At 68.8% G+C, this 2,267-nt stretch carries 1 protein-coding gene and 1 pseudogene; both read left to right on the forward strand.

Features of this window, described 5'->3' with window-relative positions; all coding sequences use genetic code 11:
• A partial coding sequence (locus tag AB0G14_RS35385) for a WD40 repeat domain-containing protein (protein ID WP_357705120.1) occupies positions 1 to 1,610 on the forward strand: 1,610 nt, incomplete at its 5' end.
• A 246-nt stretch (positions 1,611 to 1,856) separates the two neighbouring features.
• Positions 1,857 to 2,051: pseudogene (locus AB0G14_RS35390) on the forward strand (IS3 family transposase); the annotation flags it as partial.
• Positions 2,052 to 2,267: the final 216 nt, after the last annotated feature.

The following is a 2,267-nucleotide window of genomic DNA, read 5'->3' on the forward strand; positions in this document are numbered from 1 at the left end:
GCGACCCGCGCGCCATCGCCCCGGTCGGGGAACCCCTGCGCGGCCACGACGACTGGGTGAGGGCGGTGGTGTTCGGGCGGGTCGGTGGCCTCGACCTGCTGGCCACCGCCGGCAGCGACGGGACGGTCCGGGTGTGGGATGCCAGCGACCCGCGCGCCATCGCCCCGGTCGGGCAACCCCTGCACGGCCACACCGGCACGGTGACGGCGGTGGCGTTCGGGCGGGTCGGTGACATCGACCTGCTGGCCACCGCCAGCTTCGATGGGACGGTCCGGGTGTGGGATGTCAGCGACCCGCGCGCCATCACCCTGGTCGGGGAACCCCTGCGCGGCCACACCGGCACGGTGATGGCGGTGGTGTTCGGGCGGGTCGGTGGCCTCGACCTGCTGGCCACCGCCAGCTTCGATGGGACGGTCCGGGTGTGGGATGTCAGCGACCCGCGCGCCATCACCCTGGTCGGGGAACCCCTGCGCGGCCACACCGGCACGGTGACGGCGGTGGCGTTCGGGCGGGTCGGTGACATCGCCCTGCTGGCCACCGCCAGCGACGACGAGACGGTCCGGGTGTGGGATGCCAGCGACCCGCGCGCCATCACCCCGCTCGGGGAACCCCTGCGCGGCCACACCGACACGGTGTGGGCGGTGGTGTTCGGGCGGGTCGGTGACCTCGACCTGCTCGCCACCGCCGGCACCGACCGGACGGCCCGGGTGTGGGACATCACCAGCATCGTCCACGCAGCGGGGATGGACGACGAGGACACGTCGATGGACGACGGAGCGCAGAGTCTCGCCGTCGACGACCCCATGATCATGCATATTTTGCTACCCGACCCCCCGACCACCCACGACCTCGCGCCACCCGCTGCCCTGACGAACCACCACGCAGAAACGGCCATCACAGCCGCCCGAACCCGGCTCCACGAACACGACAACCTCGTGCGGGCAGCACTGTCCACCCCACCACGCACCGGCCATCCGACCGCCCCCAGCGCTGTGGCCACAGACGACATCCACGACACCCTGAAGCTGTGGAACCATCTCCTCACCCGGGCAAACCAGCTCGCCAACGCCGTGGACCAGCGGGACCCGCACACGATCGTGGACCCAACAGCCCTGGTAGACCTGTGGCAAACCTACGAGCAACTACGCGCTCAAGCCCCCCACCTGTCCCGGTCGGGCGTGCTCCCGCCCGCCCCGAAGATATTCACGACCGACCTCAAACCCGCCACCACCACGCCCACACCGGGCCCGAACCGGAGCATGCACACCACTCCGGTAACCCAGGACCAAGCCGACAACCCCGGTCGCCGCGCCGCCCTGGTCGCCGCCATCGCCTCCGATCCCGTCCTATTCACCGGCCCGGCCGACCTGATACGCAAGCACCACCTGATCAACCAAGACGAAGCCGACGCCATCGTGGCCGCCCTCCTCGCCCACGCCCTCTCCAACACCCCCGCACCACACCGTTACCCCGACGGCATACCCAACCGCGACCCCAAAACAGCCTACGAATGGATCTCCGCGATCATGCCCCTACGGCCAATCCACCCCCAACAGGCCCACGCCCTCACCGCACTACTCAACACACTCGCCCGTTGTTGGGGACTGTAAGAGCCTGGTAGATAAGGGTTCCGGGAGGCCTGCGGGGTCGGTGCAGATCGACAACCGCGACGGCGTCGGCGTGGCTGCGTGACATAGGGAAGGGCCTTCGGTGCCCTCTGTCAGGCTGACGTGAGACACCTGATCTACTCCGTGATCTGAGTAGGGCGAGATGCAGGAAGATCTACGTTGACGATGACAGTTGCTGACCTCGGGGTCGACGTGACCGATGATGGGTCGATGGGCTCGAGGTCGAACCAGCCGAAGCGCCGCACGTTTACTGCCGAGTACAAGCTGGCGATGGTCGCCGAGTACGACGCGGCGACGGAGCCGGGCGCCAAGGGTGCGTTGCTGCGCCGGGAGGGCTTGTATTCCTCGCGCATCGTCGAGTGGCACCGGGCCCGTGACGCTGGTGCTTTGGCAGGGGTGAGCGACAAGCCGCGTAAGCCGGCGCGTAGCGGCGCCGATCGGGAAGCCGAGCGGCTGCGGGCGGAGAACGAGCGGCTGCGCACCCAACTGGCCAAGATCCGGGCGGCCCTGGATGTCGTGGGAAAAGGTGTGCCACGAACGCGGGCAGGGCCATTGCGTGTTTGGTGGATAGTCGCTTGAGCTGGGGTTATGTAAGGTGATCGGCCTCTGTGGAGGTGGTTGGGGCGGGTGAGATCGCCT

The sequence above is a fragment of the Micromonospora sp. NPDC023814 genome (assembly GCF_040639595.1).
GTDB lineage: Bacteria > Actinomycetota > Actinomycetes > Mycobacteriales > Micromonosporaceae > Micromonospora.